General features: G+C 71.5%; 13 protein-coding genes and 1 tRNA gene. 11 read left to right on the top strand and 3 right to left on the bottom strand.

Annotated elements, in window-relative coordinates:
• Positions 1 to 44: 44 nt before the first annotated feature.
• The 4 genes from ACE1OA_RS22050 to ACE1OA_RS22035 are packed head-to-tail and all read left to right on the top strand — an operon-like array spanning position 45 to position 5,038.
• Complete coding sequence (locus ACE1OA_RS22050; RefSeq protein WP_356599045.1) at positions 45 to 1,490, top strand: pyridoxal phosphate-dependent decarboxylase family protein; 1,446 nt, start codon at positions 45 to 47, stop codon at positions 1,488 to 1,490.
• A complete protein-coding gene (locus tag ACE1OA_RS22045) occupies positions 1,471 to 2,742 on the top strand; it encodes a lysine N(6)-hydroxylase/L-ornithine N(5)-oxygenase family protein (RefSeq protein ID WP_386543485.1) in 1,272 nt (423 codons plus the stop codon). Before ACE1OA_RS22050 ends, ACE1OA_RS22045 begins: the two co-directional genes overlap by 20 nt.
• A complete protein-coding gene (locus ACE1OA_RS22040) occupies positions 2,739 to 3,269 on the top strand; it encodes a GNAT family N-acetyltransferase (RefSeq protein ID WP_356599048.1) in 531 nt (176 codons plus the stop codon). Before ACE1OA_RS22045 ends, ACE1OA_RS22040 begins: the two co-directional genes overlap by 4 nt.
• A complete protein-coding gene (locus tag ACE1OA_RS22035) occupies positions 3,266 to 5,038 on the top strand; it encodes an IucA/IucC family protein (RefSeq protein WP_384866762.1) in 1,773 nt (590 codons plus the stop codon). The genes ACE1OA_RS22040 and ACE1OA_RS22035 overlap by 4 nt, the downstream gene beginning before the upstream one ends.
• Before the next feature lie 74 nt (positions 5,039 to 5,112).
• Here ACE1OA_RS22035 and ACE1OA_RS22030 read toward each other — a convergent pair whose 3' ends face one another.
• The gene (locus ACE1OA_RS22030) at positions 5,113 to 6,756 is read right to left on the bottom strand and encodes a beta-N-acetylhexosaminidase (protein ID WP_386543481.1); all 1,644 of its coding nucleotides are present in this window, start codon (positions 6,754 to 6,756) and stop codon (positions 5,113 to 5,115) included.
• Positions 6,757 to 6,948: 192 nt separating this feature from the next.
• Here ACE1OA_RS22030 and ACE1OA_RS22025 point away from each other — a divergent pair, with 192 nt between their 5' ends.
• Positions 6,949 to 7,224 (top strand): hypothetical protein, encoded by a 276-nt coding sequence (locus ACE1OA_RS22025; RefSeq protein ID WP_356599054.1) that lies wholly within the window; start codon positions 6,949 to 6,951, stop codon positions 7,222 to 7,224.
• Between the two features lie 58 nt (positions 7,225 to 7,282).
• Complete coding sequence (gene glmS / locus ACE1OA_RS22020; protein WP_147978106.1) at positions 7,283 to 9,100, top strand: glutamine--fructose-6-phosphate transaminase (isomerizing); 1,818 nt, start codon at positions 7,283 to 7,285, stop codon at positions 9,098 to 9,100.
• Between the two features lie 208 nt (positions 9,101 to 9,308).
• On the opposite strand, the gene ACE1OA_RS22015 is transcribed toward glmS, so the two are convergent.
• Both ACE1OA_RS22015 and ACE1OA_RS22010 read right to left on the bottom strand, forming a co-directional pair.
• Entirely contained in the window at positions 9,309 to 9,881 is a 573-nt protein-coding gene (locus ACE1OA_RS22015) for a GPR1/FUN34/YaaH family transporter (RefSeq protein ID WP_384866768.1), read from the bottom strand.
• A gap of 231 nt (positions 9,882 to 10,112) precedes the next feature.
• The gene (locus ACE1OA_RS22010) at positions 10,113 to 10,634 is read right to left on the bottom strand and encodes a universal stress protein (RefSeq protein WP_147978108.1); all 522 of its coding nucleotides are present in this window, start codon (positions 10,632 to 10,634) and stop codon (positions 10,113 to 10,115) included.
• A gap of 353 nt (positions 10,635 to 10,987) precedes the next feature.
• On the opposite strand from ACE1OA_RS22010, the gene ACE1OA_RS22005 reads away from it, so the two are divergent.
• From ACE1OA_RS22005 to ACE1OA_RS21985, 5 genes are all read left to right on the top strand, one after another.
• Complete coding sequence (locus tag ACE1OA_RS22005) at positions 10,988 to 11,428, top strand: hypothetical protein (protein WP_356775920.1); 441 nt, start codon at positions 10,988 to 10,990, stop codon at positions 11,426 to 11,428.
• Between the two features lie 397 nt (positions 11,429 to 11,825).
• Positions 11,826 to 12,983 carry a helix-turn-helix domain-containing protein gene (locus tag ACE1OA_RS22000; RefSeq protein ID WP_356599060.1) on the top strand — a complete coding sequence of 386 codons (1,158 nt, stop codon included), beginning with the start codon at positions 11,826 to 11,828 and terminating at the stop codon, positions 12,981 to 12,983.
• Positions 12,984 to 13,141: 158 nt separating this feature from the next.
• On the top strand, positions 13,142 to 13,744 hold the full coding sequence (gene orn, locus ACE1OA_RS21995) for an oligoribonuclease (RefSeq protein WP_147978110.1): 603 nt from the start codon (positions 13,142 to 13,144) through the stop codon (positions 13,742 to 13,744).
• A gap of 104 nt (positions 13,745 to 13,848) precedes the next feature.
• Positions 13,849 to 13,921 (top strand) — tRNA-His (locus tag ACE1OA_RS21990).
• Between the two features lie 146 nt (positions 13,922 to 14,067).
• Positions 14,068 to 15,351, top strand: coding sequence for an ABC transporter substrate-binding protein (locus tag ACE1OA_RS21985; protein WP_384866940.1), 1,284 nt, complete (start codon positions 14,068 to 14,070; stop codon positions 15,349 to 15,351).
• Position 15,352 lies beyond the last annotated feature (1 nt).

Below are 15,352 nucleotides of genomic sequence, written 5' to 3'. Positions count from 1 at the left end.
TGCCGGAGGGAGCGACCGAGTCCCGTACCCGGGAAGGACCCTGCATGCGCGCGCACCTGCTCAATGACGCCACGGCGGAGAGCTACCGACGCTCCGTCACCGAAGGAGTCGAGCGGGTGGCCGACAAACTCGCCACGACGCGACGCCCGTTCACGGGTGTCACGCCGGCCGAGCTGGCCCCGGTCATCGACGCCGTGGACCTGGACCGGCCCCTGGGCGACGCCTCCGCGGCCCTCGACGAGCTGGAGGACGTCTACCTCCGCGACGCCGTCTACTTCCACCACCCGCGCTACCTGGGCCACCTCAACTGCCCGGTCGTCATCCCCGCCGTCCTCGGCGAGGCGGTCCTCTCGGCCGTCAACTCCTCGCTCGACACCTGGGACCAGAGCGCGGGCGGCACCCTCATCGAGCGCAAACTGATCGACTGGACCACCGGCCGCATCGGCCTGGGACCGGCGGCGGACGGCGTCTTCACCAGCGGCGGCACCCAGTCCAACCTCCAGGCCCTGCTCCTCGCCCGCGAGGAGGCCGGCACCGACAACCTGAGCCGCCTGCGGATCTTCGCCTCCGAGTGCAGCCACTTCAGCGTCCAGAAGTCCGCCACGCTCCTCGGGCTCGGCCGCGACGCCGTCGTCTCCGTCCCCGTCGACCGCGACAAGCGCATGCAGTCGGTCATCCTCGCCGCCGAGCTGGAGACCTGCCGCGCCGAGGGCCTGATCCCGATGGCGATCGTCGCCACCGCCGGCACCACGGACTTCGGCTCCATCGACCCGCTGCCCGAGATCGCCGCGCTGGCCGCCGAGTACGGCGCCTGGATGCACGTGGACGCCGCGTACGGCTGCGGCCTGCTCGCCTCGCGCACCCGCCGCCACCTCCTGGACGGCATCGAGCACGCCGACTCGGTCACCGTCGACTACCACAAGTCCTTCTTCCAGCCGGTGAGTTCCTCCGCCGTCCTGGTCCGCGACGGCGCCACCCTGCGCCACGCGACCTACCACGCGGACTACCTCAACCCCCGCCGCAGCGTCGCCGAGCTGATCCCCAACCAGGTCGACAAGTCCCTCCAGACCACGCGCCGTTTCGACGCGCTGAAGCTGTGGATGACCCTGCGCGTGATGGGCGCCGACGGTGTCGGCGAGCTCTTCGACGAGGTCTGCGACCTGGCCGGGGCCGGCTTCGACCTGCTGGTCGCCGACCCGCGCTACGACGTCGTCGTCGAGCCCCAGCTGTCCACCCTCGTCTACCGCTACATCCCCGAGGCCGTCACCTCCCCCGCCGAGATCGACCGGGCCAACCTCTACGCCCGCAAGGCGCTGTTCGCCTCGGGCGAGGCCGTCGTCGCCGGCACGAAGGTCGACGGCCGCCAGTACCTGAAGTTCACCCTGCTCAACCCCGAGACGACCCCGGCCGACATCGCCGCCGTCCTCGATCTGATAGCCGGCCACGCCGAGCAGTACCTGGGAGAGAACCTTGTCCACGCAGCCTCTTGATTTCATCGGCATCGGACTCGGTCCGTTCAACCTCGGACTCGCCTGCCTGACCGAGCCGATCGACGAGCTGGACGGCCTCTTCCTCGAGTCCAAGCCGGACTTCGAATGGCACTCGGGCATGTTCCTGGAGGGCGCGCACCTCCAGACGCCCTTCATGTCCGACCTGGTCACGATGGCCGACCCGACCTCTCCGTACTCCTTCCTCAACTACCTGAAGGAGAAGGGCCGGCTGTACTCGTTCTACATCCGCGAGAACTTCTATCCGCTGCGCACGGAGTACGACGACTACTGCCGCTGGGCGGCCGGGAAGCTGTCCTCCATCCGCTTCTCCACGACCGTCGCCTCGGTCGGGTTCGACGAGGCGGACGAGGTGTACGTGGTGCGGACCGAGGCCGGCGAGACGTTCCGCGCCCGCCGGATCGTGCTGGGCACCGGCACCCCGCCCTACGTCCCGGAGCCCTGCCGGGAGCTCGGCGGCGACCTGATCCACAACTCGCGCTACCTCCCCCACAAGGAGGCCCTCCAGGCGAAGAAGTCGATCACCCTGGTCGGCAGCGGCCAGAGCGCGGCCGAGATCTACTACGACCTCCTCTCGGAGATCGACGTCCACGGCTACCGGCTGAACTGGGTGACCCGCTCCCCGCGCTTCTTCCCGCTGGAGTACACCAAGCTCACCCTGGAGATGACCTCCCCGGAGTACGTGGACTACTTCCACGCCCTCCCCGAGGAGACCCGCTACCGCCTGGAGAGCGGCCAGAAGGGCCTGTTCAAGGGCATCGACGGCGAGCTGATCGACGCCATCTTCGACCTGCTCTACCAGAAGAACCTGGCCGGCCCGGTCCCCACCCGGCTGCTCACCAACTCCGCCCTGAGCTCCGCCGCGTACGACGACGCGACGGGCACGTACACCCTGGGCTTCCGCCAGGAGGAGCAGGAGAAGGACTTCACGGTGGAGACCGAGGGCCTGATCCTCGCCACCGGCTACCGCTACGCCGTCCCCGCCTTCCTGGAGCCGGTCCGCGACCGGATCAACTGGGACGGGCAGGGCCGCTTCGACGTGGCGCGCAACTACGCGATCGACACGACGGGCCGGGGCATCTTCCTCCAGAACGCCGGCGTGCACACCCACTCCATCACCTCGCCGGACCTGGGCATGGGCGCGTACCGCAACGCCTACATCATCGGGGAGATGCTGGGTTCGGCCTACTACCCCGTCGAGAAGACCATCGCGTTCCAGGAGTTCTCCGTATGACCGTCCGCTTCCGCCCGCTCGACCCGCCGGCCGACGCCGAGCTGATCCACCCGTGGGTCACCCACCCCAAGGCCGCCTTCTGGATGATGCAGGACGCGAAACTCCAGGACGTGGAGCGCGAGTACATGGCGATAGCCGCGAACCCGCACCACGACGTCTTCATCGGCCTGGTCGACGACGAGCCCGCCGTCCTCATGGAGCGCTACGACCCGCGCCACGTCGAGCTGGTCGGCCTGTACGAGCCGCAGCCCGGCGACGTCGGCATGCACTTCCTGGTCGCGCCCACCGACACGCCCGTGCACGGCTTCACCCGCCTCGTGATCACCGCCGTGATGCGCGAGCTGTTCGACGACCCGGCGACCGCCCGTGTCGTCGTGGAGCCGGACGTGCGCAACACCGCCGTCCACGCGCTCAACGCGGCCGTCGGCTTCGTGCCGGAGCGGGAGATCCGGAAGCCCGAGAAGGACGCGCTGCTCAGCTTCTGCACGCGCGCGCAGTTCGACGCCGCCGTGGGAGCCGCCCTGTGAACCCCGTCGCACACCTCACGCCCGAGCGCTGGGCCGACGCCAACCGCGCGCTGATCCGCAAGGGTCTCGCCGAGTTCGCCCACGAGCGGCTGATCGACCCGCGGGAGCTGGGCGAGAGCCGCTACGCGGTCCTCAGCGACGACGGCGCGACCGAGTACCGCTTCACCGCCGACCGCTTCGCGCTCGACCACTGGCAGATCCTCCCCGAGTCCATCAGCCGGCACCGGGGCGGCGAGCGGCTGCCGCTGGACGCCCTGCAGTTCATCACCGAGCTGCGCGGCGCGCTGGGCCTGAGCGACGAGATCCTGCCGGTGTACCTGGAGGAGATCTCCTCGACCCTGGCCGGCACCGCGTTCAAGGCGACCAAGCCGCTCGTCACCGCGGCCGAGCTGGCGCGGGCGGACTTCCAGGAGATCGAGACCGGGATGACCGAGGGTCACCCCTGCTTCGTCGCCAACAACGGCCGGCTCGGCTTCGGCGTGGACGAGTTCCGCGCCTACGCGCCGGAGGCGGCGAACGAGATCCACCTGATCTGGCTGGCCGCGCGCCGGGACCGCACCACCTTCACGGCGGGCGCCGGCCTCGCGTACGACAGCTTCATCCGCGCCGAGCTGGGCGACCGGGCGGTCGACGGCTTCGCCGCCACCCTCGCCGAGCGGGGCCTGGACCCGGCCGACTACCTGCTGATGCCGGCCCACCCCTGGCAGTGGTGGAACAAGCTGTCGGTGACCTTCGCCGCCGAGGTGGCGCAGGAGCGTCTCGTCTACCTGGGCGAGGGCGACGACGCCTATCTCGCGCAGCAGTCGATCCGTACCTTCTTCAACACCTCGGACCCGGCCAAGCACTACGTCAAGACGGCGCTGTCGGTCCTCAACATGGGCTTCATGCGCGGGCTGTCGGCCGCGTACATGGAGGCCACCCCGGCGATCAACGACTGGCTGGCCGGGCTGATCGAGGCCGACTCCGTCCTGAAGGCGGCGCGGTTCTCGATCATCCGCGAGCGGGCCGCGATCGGCTACCGGCACCTGGAGTACGAGGCCGCCACCGACCGGTACTCGCCGTACCGCAAGATGCTCGCCGCGCTCTGGCGGGAGTCCCCGGTGGCGTCCCTGGAGCCGGGCGAGCGCCTCGCGACGATGGCCTCGCTCCTCCACGTCGACCACGCGGGCGCGTCCTTCGCGGGCGCCCTGATCAAGGACTCGGGGCTCGCCCCGACCGTGTGGCTGCGCGGCTACCTGGACGCGTACCTGCTGCCGGTGCTGCACTGCTTCTACGCGTACGACCTGGTCTACATGCCGCACGGCGAGAACGTCATCCTCGTCCTCGACGAGCGGGGCGCGGTCGCGCGGGCGGTGTTCAAGGACATCGCCGAGGAGATCTGCGTCATGGACCCGGACGCGGTGCTGCCGCCGGCCGTGGAGCGGGTCCGGGCCGAGGTCCCCGAGGACATGAAGCTGCTGTCGGTCTTCACGGACGTCTTCGACTGCTTCTTCCGCTTCCTCGGCGCCACGCTGGCGGCGGAGGGCGTCCTGGACGAGGACGACTTCTGGCGGACGGTCGCGGAGTGCGTCCGCGGCTACCAGGAGTCGATGCCGGAGCTCGCGGACAGGTTCGCGCAGTACGACGTGTTCGCCGAGACCTTCGCGCTCTCCGCCCTGAACCGGCTCCAGCTGCGCAACAACCGGCAGATGGTGGACCTGGCGGACCCGTCGGCGGCGCTCCAGCTGGTCGGCGACCTGGTGAACCCGATCGCGCGGTTCGCCCGATAGACCGGCGCATGTCCGGCGGAGTACGGTCCTCCGCCGGACATGCGCTTTGTCCTGCCCCGCTGCCCCGCTTCCGACTAGTCGGCCGGCCAGGGAACCTGCGGCGAGCGGTGGTAGTCGATCCCGAGCGCCGTCATGCGCGGCCCCTGTTCCGCGAGGCGCACCTTGTAGGTCTCCCAGTCGTGCGTGGCCGCGGGCGACCAGCCGAGCTCCGCCACGCCCGGCAGGCGCGGGAAGGCCATGCGGTCGATGTGCGCGCTCTGCGAGATCGTCTCCGTCCACAGCGGCGCCTCGACGCCCCGGACCGCCGACTCGGGCACGTCCGGCAGATAGGCCCCCGGGTTCCAGTCGTAGGAGCGCCGGACCTCGACGTAGCCGGCCCAGGACAGGCCCAGCGGGGTGTCCTTGGTGTACTTCATGTCGAGGTAGACCCGGTCGGCCGGGGAGAGGATCAGCCCGGTGCCGTTCTGCGCGGCCCGCGCCACCTGTGCCTTCTCGGCCGCCGAGGAGCGGTCCAGGCCCCAGTACTGGGCGAGGGCCCCCGGTGCGGGGGTGGCGCCGGTGAGCTGGTGCCAGCCGATGACGGTCTTGCCGTACTTCGCGACGACCGGCTGCACGCGGTCCATGAAGGCGACGTAGTCGGCGTGGCTGGTGGAGTGCGCCTCGTCGCCGCCGATGTGGAGGTAGCGCCCCGGGGTGAGCGCGGCGAGCTCCCGGATCACGTCGTCCACGAAGTCGTACGTCCGGGGCTTCGCCACGCACAGCGAGCTGAAGCCGACGGAGGTGCCGGTGTAGAGCGGCGGGGCGATCCCGTCGCAGTTGAGCTCGGCGTAGGAGGCGAGGGCCGCGTTGGTGTGTCCCGGCATGTCGATCTCGGGGACGACCTCCTGGTAGCGGGAGGCGGCGTGGCGCACGATCTCCCGGTAGTCGTCCTTCGTGTAGAAGCCTCCGGGGCCGCCGCCGACCTGGGTGGAGCCGCCGTGCGCGGCGAGGCGGGGCCAGGAGTCGACGGCGATCCGCCAGCCCTGGTCGTCGGAGAGGTGCAGATGCAGTGTGTTGATCTTGTAGAGGGCGAGCTGGTCGATGTAGCGCTTGACCTGGTCGACGGTGAAGAAGTGACGTGACACGTCGAGCATCGCGCCCCGGTGGGCGAAGCGCGGGGTGTCGGTGACGGTGCCGCCGGCCACGGTCCAGGGTCCCGGCTGCACGGTGTCCCGCTCCACGGCGGCGGGCAGCTGCTGGCGCAGCGTCTGGACTCCGCGGAACAGGCCGGCGGGCCGGTGGGCGGTGAGGGTCACGCCGCCCGGGCCGGACTCCAGCCGGTACCCCTCCGCACCGAGCGCGGTCTCACCGCCGCGCAGGCGCAGCAGGATGCCGCCGCGCCCGGCGGAGTCGTCGACGACGGGCAGCGGGAAGCCGGTGGAGGGCCGCAGGAGCCCGGCGAGGTAGCCGCCGACGGCGCGGGCCTCGCGGGAGCTCCTGTCGACCCGGATGCGGGTGGCGGCGGTGAGCGCGTACGGCGCCCCGCCCGGGGTGACGGAGGCGGGCACCGGGACGATCCGGCCGAGCGGCCGGGGGACGGCGTCCCGCTCGGCGAAGGGCGCCGCGGAGGAGGGGCCGGGAGGAGCGGAGGAGGCCGGTACGGCTCCGACGGACGAGACGCCGGCCGCCGCGAGGAGCAGGGCACCGAGAAGACGCGGAAACGTTCTGAGCTGTCGCACGGGCGTGGTCCCTTTCGATGGGCTGCGACTGCGGGCTTTACGTATCCGAACAGTCACCATGCGTACCGTGCACCCCAGCAGCGGTCAAGGTGTAGACCAATTAGCCCGTCCGGACCCGTGATCACGCTCACGCTTGCCCGAAATCGGGCAGAATTCTTGCGAACGGGGTGAGGCACCCCGCAGTATGCACGGGTGCTCGATCGCCGCCCGTCGCATGACGACCTCATCGACCACCTGGTGCGCAGCACCGCGCTCCAGCGCGGTGAGGCCGCCCGGGTGGTGCTCGACGTGCTGGCGTACTTCGACGAGTCGACCGAGGACTACGTCCGCCGCCGCCACCGCGAACTGCAGTCCGGTGGAGCGGTGAACGCCGAGATCTTCGAGCGCATCGCGGCGGAACTGCCGCATCGCGCGGTGGCGCCACCGGAGCTCTCGCTCCGGCAGTTGCGCCGCATCGTCTACGGCTGAGCGGGCCGGTTCGTCCACACCCGGGCACATACCCAAATCCTGGAGGGGTTCAGACTTTATGTGCGGAATCGTCGGTTACATCGGAAAGCGTGACGTGGCCCCGCTGCTGCTGGAGGGCCTGCAGCGACTGGAGTACCGGGGGTACGACTCCGCGGGCATCGTGATCACCAGCCCCAAGGCCGCGGGCCTGAAGATGGTGAAGGCCAAGGGCCGGGTCCGTGACCTGGAGGCCCGTGTCCCCAAGCGCTTCACCGGCACCACCGGCATCGCCCACACCCGCTGGGCCACCCACGGCGCCCCCAGCGACGTGAACTCGCACCCGCACCTGGACCCCGAGAACAAGGTCGCCGTCGTCCACAACGGCATCGTGGACAACGCCGCCGAGCTGCGCGCCAAGCTGGAGGCCGACGGCGTCGTCTTCGCCTCCGAGACCGACACCGAGGTCATCACCCACCTGATCGCGCGCTCCCAGGCCACCACGCTGGAGGAGAAGGTCCGCGAGGCGCTCAAGGTCATCGAGGGCACGTACGGCATCGCCGTCATGCACGCCGAGTTCAACGACCGCATCGTGGTGGCCCGCAACGGCTCCCCGGTCGTCCTCGGCATCGGCGAGAAGGAGATGTTCGTCGCCTCCGACGTCGCCGCCCTGATCGCCCACACCCGCCAGGTCGTCACCCTCGACGACGGCGAGATGGCCACCCTCAAGGCCGACGACTTCCGCACGTACACGACCTCCGGCGCGTCCACCACCGCCACGCCCGAGACCGTGGAGTGGGAGGCCGCCTCCTACGACATGGGCGGCCACGACACGTACATGCACAAGGAGATCTCCGAGCAGCCCGACGCGGTCGACCGCGTGCTGCGCGGCCGGATCGACGACCGCTTCTCCACCGTCCACCTGGGCGGTCTCAACCTGGACGCGCGCGAGGCCCGCGGCATCCGCCGGATCAAGATCCTCGGCTGCGGCACCTCGTACCACGCCGGCCTCATCGGCGCCGGCCTGATCGAGTCCATGGCCCGCATCCCCGCGGACGCCGAGCCGGCCTCGGAGTTCCGCTACCGCAACCCGGTCGTGGACCCCGACACCCTGTACATCGCCGTCTCCCAGTCGGGCGAGACGTACGACGTGCTGGCCGCCGTCCAGGAGCTCAAGCGCAAGGGCGCCCGCGTCCTCGGCGTGGTCAACGTCGTCGGTTCGGCGATCGCCCGCGAGGCCGACGGCGGCATGTACGTGCACGCCGGGCCCGAGGTCTGCGTCGTCTCCACCAAGTGCTTCACCAACACCGTCGTCGCCTTCGCGCTGCTCGCCCTGCACCTGGGCCGCATCCGCGACCTGTCGGTGACCGACGGCAAGCGGATCATCGAGGGCCTGCGCCGGCTGCCCGCGCAGATCAGCGAGATCCTGGAGTCCGAGGACGAGATCAAGAAGCTCGCCCAGGAGTACGCGGGCGCCCAGTCGATGATGTTCATCGGGCGCGTGCGCGGCTACCCGGTCGCGCTGGAGGCCTCCCTGAAGCTCAAGGAGATCTCCTACATCCACGCCGAGGCGTACCCGGCCTCCGAGCTGAAGCACGGCCCGCTCGCGCTGATCGAGCCGGCCCTGCCGACGGTCGCGATCGTCCCGGACGACGACCTGCTGGAGAAGAACCGCGCCGCCCTGGAGGAGATCAAGGCCCGCAGCGGCCGCATCCTCGCCGTCGCGCACCAGCCGCAGGAGAAGGCCGACCACACCATCGTCGTCCCGAAGAACGAGGACGAGCTGGACCCGATCCTCATGGGCATCCCGCTCCAGCTCCTCGCCTACCACACGGCGCTCGCCATGGGCCGCGACATCGACAAGCCGCGCAACCTGGCCAAGTCCGTCACGGTCGAGTAGCGGTCTCCGGGCCTGTCCCCCGGAGTCTCGGCCACGGTCGGGCGCCCGGCCTGTCCCCGGACGCCCGACCGGACACGAAGCGGTCCCCGCGCACGCCACCCGTGCGCGGGGACCGCTTCTTTCGCGGGCCCGGTCCGCCCGCGGGCCACCCGAGCCGACCCCGAGGCCGGATGGACCGCCCGGCGGCGCCGGGCCCTTCGGAGCCGCGTCAGCCGGTGGCCGTCACTCCCCGGCCCGCGGCACGCCGTCCCACCGAGGTCGGCCAGTGGGCGACCGCGGCCGTCGCGCCGTACCAGGCGGCGAGACCGGCGACCGCGGCGACCCAGCCGCCGGCCTTGGCGAGCCCGCCGTTGTCCATGAGCGCGCCGGTGCCGAGCAGCAGCAGCGCGACGCACAGCAGCCCGTACACGCCCTGCCCGAGCAGTCCGCTGCCGGACGCCGCCACGGTCAGGGTGAGCGCGAGGAGCGCCCACAGCAGCAGGAAGAGCCCGGCCGCTTCGGACGAGCCGGCGTCGCCTCCCACTCCGGTGCCCCACGTGAACCAGAAGGCGCCGAGCGCCGAATAGGCCGTTCCCTCGCCGCCGTTGCCCGCCCGCAGGGCGAGCAGACCGACGAGGAACAGCGCCACCCCGCCGACCCAGGTGGCGAGGCCGGCGGCATCCGATGCCGCGACGTTGTCGATCACGCCCGTGCTGCCGATGCCGAAGGCCAGCAGGGTCAGTCCGAGGGCGAGATGGCCGAGCGTGGAGGTGGTGTTTCCCGCGGCGACTTCGTTGTCCACGGCGGGCTCCCTTCAGGTACGCAGTTGTGCTGCTTGGGCTGCTTTGTTCCGGTGAGCCTTATCTACCCTTCACAAGCGCACAATTCACCTGAGGATGGCCAGATTTATGGCCGAACAGCGGGAGTTGACAGATCGTCGGCCGATGACGGGTCGAAGCCGGTCCGGCGGAGAGGGAGTTCGGAGCCAGGGAGCCACAAGGCCGTGAAGCCACGGAGCTGCGGAGCTGTGGAGCTACGGGATGACGACCACGGGCCGCTGGGCGCGCTTCGCGAGCCGGCCGGCCACCGAGCCGAAGATCCGCCCGACGATGCCGTGCGTGGAGCCGACCACGATCGCGTCGGCCGAGTACTCCCGGCCGACCTCCTCCAGCTCGTGGCAGATGTCGCCGCCCCGCTCGACGAGGATCCAGGGCACCTCGGCGAGGTAGTCGGCACAGGCGAGCTCCAGGCCGAGCACCTCGGTGCGGTGGTCGGGCACGTCGACGAAGACCGGGGGCTCGCAGCCGGCCCAGACGGTGGTCGGCAGCCGGTTGGCCACGTGCACGATGATCAGGCCGGATCCGGAGCGCCGGGCCATGCCGATGGCGTAGGCGAGGGCTCTCTCACTGGAGGTGGAGCCGTCGAAGCCGACCACCACCCCGTGCCGGAAGGCGGGATCACAGGGGTGGCGTGGCTGTTCCACCGCGAGGGGGTCGACCGTGGAGTCGGCGACGCGCTTGCGGTCCGCGGGTTCGGGGATTTCGTGACCGGCCATCGGTGTCTCGGCGAAGAAGGTCCTCGTGGGAAGGAACGGGAAAGTACGACGTGCGGAACAACGGTTGGCGGCGGAGCTGTGTCCGGGAATCATCTTCCCAACCCCATACCCCCAAGGGTACGGCGACACTCTCCTCCTGCCCAGGGGTGGCCGTGCCACACCCGGCCGTCACACGGCGTTGCAGGGAGCATGCACGAGCCCGTCCCGATATGGCAATGCCGGATGTGTCCTACAGGTGTCCCCGTACGGGGCCGAACGGACGCCGCCGACAGTGACCGGAACGTTCCGTTCCTCGTTGCCACAGGTCCAGTCACCGGCCCGCCGGTCCAGCCACCGCAGCAGGGAGCCCGCCCGTGCACGCACCTTCGGCCACCGTCCACCAGTCCGCCGCCCGACCCGCCTCCTCGGGCCGGCGCGGGAGCCGCCGCCGGACGGGACCTGCGCCCGCGGGGCCGGCCGGGCCCGTGGACCCGGCGCGCTCGCCCGGACCGGCGGGACGGACGGGCGGCGCCGGGGGCGGGGGCGGCGCGGCCGCGGAATCGGCCGGGGAGGTCGTCAGGTGGGCGGCCTTCTGCTGCGTCCTCGTTCCGGTGGTCCTCGTCGTCTACGGCACCTCGCTGGGCGGGGCGGCCGGCGCCGCCCTGGGCCTCGCAGCGGTGACGGCGGCCTGCCGGCTGCTGCTGCGGCGCTCGGAGCGGGGGCTGCGCGCCGAGGCGGCCGGCGCGGGCGGCCGGCGCTCCGGCGGCGGCACGGGATCACGGCGGAACCGTCGGCCGAACGACCGGCAAGACTGACGACCTCCCCCTGGAGCTGACAAGCTCGCACAGACGCACCCGTATGTTTTCGGCCAACTTCCCGACCCCGGCGAGTCCTTGGCGGAATGTCCCCCCAACCCCGGCACCACCAGGCACGAAAGCCTTGCGGCAGGCGCACACGCCCCATGGGGACGGGCCAGTCGCAGGCCACCCGCTTCCCCGCACGACGCGCGAGTGGAACGCTTCGTGATCGAATGCTTCGCGCCAAGTTGCCATGTCGACAATGTGCCGGTTGGAGAACTTGTCACTCCGGCGGCGCCGGACACAGTAGATTCGATCATGGGTATCGAAGACTGGGGTCTCGTGCAAAACCGAGGGGAAACGTGCAGGAGCGACAGGACCAGGGAGACGCGAACACCGAGGGGGGCTTAGCGTCATGAGCCAGGACTCCACCGCACCGGAGGCCGCACGGAAACTGTCCGGGCGGCGCCGGCGCGAAGTCGTCGCGGTGCTGCTGTTCAGTGGCGGCCCCATCTTCGAGAGCTCCATCCCGCTCTCCGTGTTCGGCATCGACCGGCAGGACGCCGGCGTGCCCCGCTACCGGCTGCTCGTCTGCGCCGGCGAAGACGGACCGCTGCGCACCACCGGCGGGCTGGAACTCACCGCGCCGTACGGCCTGGACGCGATCAGCCGGGCCGGCACCGTCGTCGTACCGGCCTGGCGGTCGATCACCTCGCCGCCGCCGCCGGAGGCGCTGGACGCGCTGCGCCGGGCACACGAGGAGGGCGCCAGGATCGTCGGGCTGTGCACCGGGGCGTTCGTCCTGGCCGCCGCCGGACTCCTGGACGGCCGGCCCGCGACCACGCACTGGATGTACGCGCCGACGCTGGCCAAGCGCTACCCGTCGGTCCACGTGGACCCGCGGGAGCTCTTCGTCGACGACGGGGACGTGCTGACGTCGGCGGGCACCGCGGCCGGAATCGACCTCTGTCTGCACATCGTGCGGACCGACCACGGCACGGAGGCCGCGGGCGCCCTGGCGCGCCGGCTGGTCGTCCCGCCGCGGCGCACCGGCGGTCAGGAGCGCTACCTCGACAGGTCTTTACCCGAGGAGATCGGCGCCGACCCGCTCGCGGAGGTCGTCGCCTGGGCGCTGGAGCACCTGCACGAGCAGTTCGACGTGGAGACGCTCGCCGCCCGCGCGTACATGTCACGGCGGACCTTCGACCGCCGGTTCCGCTCCCTGACGGGCTCGGCCCCGCTCCAGTGGCTGATCACCCAGCGGGTGCTCCAGGCGCAGCGGCTGCTGGAGACCTCCGACTACTCGGTCGACGAGGTCGCGGGCCGGTGCGGCTTCCGCTCCCCGGTGGCGCTCCGCGGCCACTTCCGGAGGCAGCTCGGCTCCTCGCCGGCCGCCTACCGGGCCGCCTACCGGGCCCGGCGCCCGCAGGGCGACACGGTGACCGCGGTCCTGGACCCGGTCGTGCCCGCCCAGGTGGCGCCGGGAATGCGGCGCGGCCCGGAGCCGGGCAAGCCGCAGTCGGACCTGTACGCCCCCGGCCGCCCGGCCCTGCCGGGCCAGCGCACCTCGTAGGGCGCGCACCACGAGCGGCGCGTCCCACGACGGGCGCCCGGGGACACCACCCCGGGCGCCCGTCGGCGTCCGGGGTGACGCGCGCCCGGGTCCGGCCGGCGGGCGTCCCGCGGCGCGAGCAGGGTCCGATCCGCAGGCCACCCCCTAAGGTAGGACGCATGAACGATCGCATGGTGTGGATCGACTGCGAGATGACCGGGCTCTCGCTGACGGACGACGCACTCATCGAGGTGGCCGCGCTGGTCACCGACTCGGAACTGAACGTGCTCGGCGAAGGCGTGGACATCGTGATCCGTCCGCCGGACGCCGCCCTGGAGACCATGCCGGAGATCGTGCGGCAGATGCACACGAACTCGGGCCTGCTCGACGCGCTCGCCGAGGGCACCACCCTCGCCGACGCCGAGGCCCAGGTCCTGGCGTACGTACGCGAGCACGTGAAGGAGCCCCGCAAGGCTCCCCTGTGCGGGAACTCGGTCGGCACCGACCGCGGCTTCCTCGCGCGCGACATGTCCGCACTGGAGGAGTACCTCCACTACCGGATCGTCGATGTCTCCTCGGTCAAGGAGCTGGCCCGCCGCTGGTACCCGAGGGCGTACTTCAACAGTCCGGAGAAGAACGGCAACCACCGCGCGCTCGCCGACATCCGCGAGTCCATCGCCGAGCTGCGCTACTACCGCGAGGCGATCTTCGTCCCGCAGCCCGGTCCCGACTCCGACACGGCGAAGCAGATCGCGGCACGGCACGTCCTGCCCGCGGAATGAGCCGCCGCTCGCGCTCGCCGTAATGCGGGCGCGAGCACCCGTCGGGACCCTGTAGACTTCTTCTCGGCCGGTCGGGGAAACCTTCGGGAAAACCGCCGGTCATGGTGGGTATAGCTCAGCTGGTAGAGCACCTGGTTGTGGTCCAGGATGTCGCGGGTTCGAGTCCCGTTACTCACCCTGAAGGTCGAGGCCCCGGTTCGCGAGAACCGGGGCCTCGGTCGTTTCCGGGTCCCTTCGGGTGAGACACGCGGCGCCCCCGTCGCGGGTGGCGGCCCGGCGCCTAACGTGGCGTCGGTCACCAGGCCGCGCACGAGGAGGCCGCCCTGCGCAGGACCCGCATCGCCGCCGCCCTGGCCGTCGTCCTGTGCGCGGCACTGCTCGCCGGCTGCGCCGAGGACCCCGACGAGGCCGCCGGCCGGACCGTCCTGACCGTCGGGGTCTTCGGCGCCTTCGGGTTCCAGGAGGCCGGCCTCTACGACGCGTACACCCGGGAGCATCCCGACGTCGTCATCCGGCAGACCTCGATCGAGCGCAACGCCAACTACTACCCGCAGCTCCTCACCCACCTCGGCTCCGGATCCGGCCTCGCGGACATCCAGGCCGTCGAGGTCGACAACATCGCCGAGATCACCGCCACGCAGGGGGACCGGCTCGAAGACCTCGGCACCGCGCCCGGCGTGGACCGCGGCGCGTTCCTGCCCTGGAAGTGGGCCCAGGGCACCGCCCCGGACGGCCGGACGCTCGGCCTCGGCACGGACATCGGCCCGCAGGCCGTCTGCTACCGCAAGGACCACTTCGCCCGGGCCGGACTGCCCACCGAACGCACCGCCGTCGGCCGGCTGTGGGCCGGGGACTGGCGGAGGTTCCTGGAGACCGGCCGCCGGTTCCGGGAAAGCGCTCCCCCCGGCGTCGCCTTCGTGGACTCGGCGTCCGGTGTGATGAACGCCATCACCGGCGGCAGCACCATCCGGTTCTACGACGAGCGGGGCGAGGTCGTCTACGACACCAGCCCCGCCGTACGCGAGGCCTGGGACATCGCCGCCGCCTCCGCCACCGAGGGCCTGACCGCCCGGCTCCAGCAGTTCACCCCGGCCTGGGACCAGGCGTTCGCCAACGGCGCCTTCGCCACCGTCTCCTGCCCCGCCTGGATGCTCGGCTACATCCGGGACAAGGCGGGGCCGGCCGGCCGCGGACGGTGGGACGTGGCCCAGGCGCCCCGGCCGGGCAACTGGGGCGGCTCCTTCCTCGTCGTGCCGTCGGCAGGCCGGCATCCGGCCGAGGCGGCCCGGCTCGCCGCCTGGCTGACCGCCCCCGCGCAGCAGGTGACGCTCTTCCGGCGCCGCGGCAACTTCCCCAGCGCCTCGGCCGCCTACCCGCTGCCGGCCGTCGCACGGGCACGACTCCCGTACTTCGGCGACGCCCCGATCGGCGCCATCTTCTCCCGGGCCGCCCGGGGCGTCCCGGTGACCGTCCTCGGTCCGAAGGACGGCCTCATCGCGCAGAACCTGGCGGACGTCGGCATGCTCCAGGTCGACCAGCGGGGGAAGTCCCCGCAGGCCGCGTGGGACGCGGCGGTGAGGACGATCGACAACGCCCTGGACCGGTGAC

The sequence above is a fragment of the Streptomyces sp. JL2001 genome (assembly GCF_050917515.1).
In the GTDB taxonomy this organism is placed as follows: domain Bacteria; phylum Actinomycetota; class Actinomycetes; order Streptomycetales; family Streptomycetaceae; genus Streptomyces.
The sequence above is the reverse complement of the archived record's forward strand: the minus strand, read 5'-3'. Positions and strand labels throughout refer to the sequence as shown.

Excerpts from the sequence above, each read along its gene's own strand:
- ACE1OA_RS22000 (WP_356599060.1), top strand. The coding sequence starts at position 11,826 with ATGAGCCAGGACTCCACCGCACCGGAGGCCGCACGGAAACTGTCCGGG.
- glmS (WP_147978106.1), top strand. The coding sequence starts at position 7,283 with ATGTGCGGAATCGTCGGTTACATCGGAAAGCGTGACGTGGCCCCGCTG.
- ACE1OA_RS22010 (WP_147978108.1), bottom strand. The coding sequence starts at position 10,634 with ATGGCCGGTCACGAAATCCCCGAACCCGCGGACCGCAAGCGCGTCGCC.
- ACE1OA_RS22040 (WP_356599048.1), top strand. The coding sequence starts at position 2,739 with ATGACCGTCCGCTTCCGCCCGCTCGACCCGCCGGCCGACGCCGAGCTG.
- ACE1OA_RS22050 (WP_356599045.1), top strand. The coding sequence starts at position 45 with ATGCGCGCGCACCTGCTCAATGACGCCACGGCGGAGAGCTACCGACGC.
- orn (WP_147978110.1), top strand. The coding sequence starts at position 13,142 with ATGAACGATCGCATGGTGTGGATCGACTGCGAGATGACCGGGCTCTCG.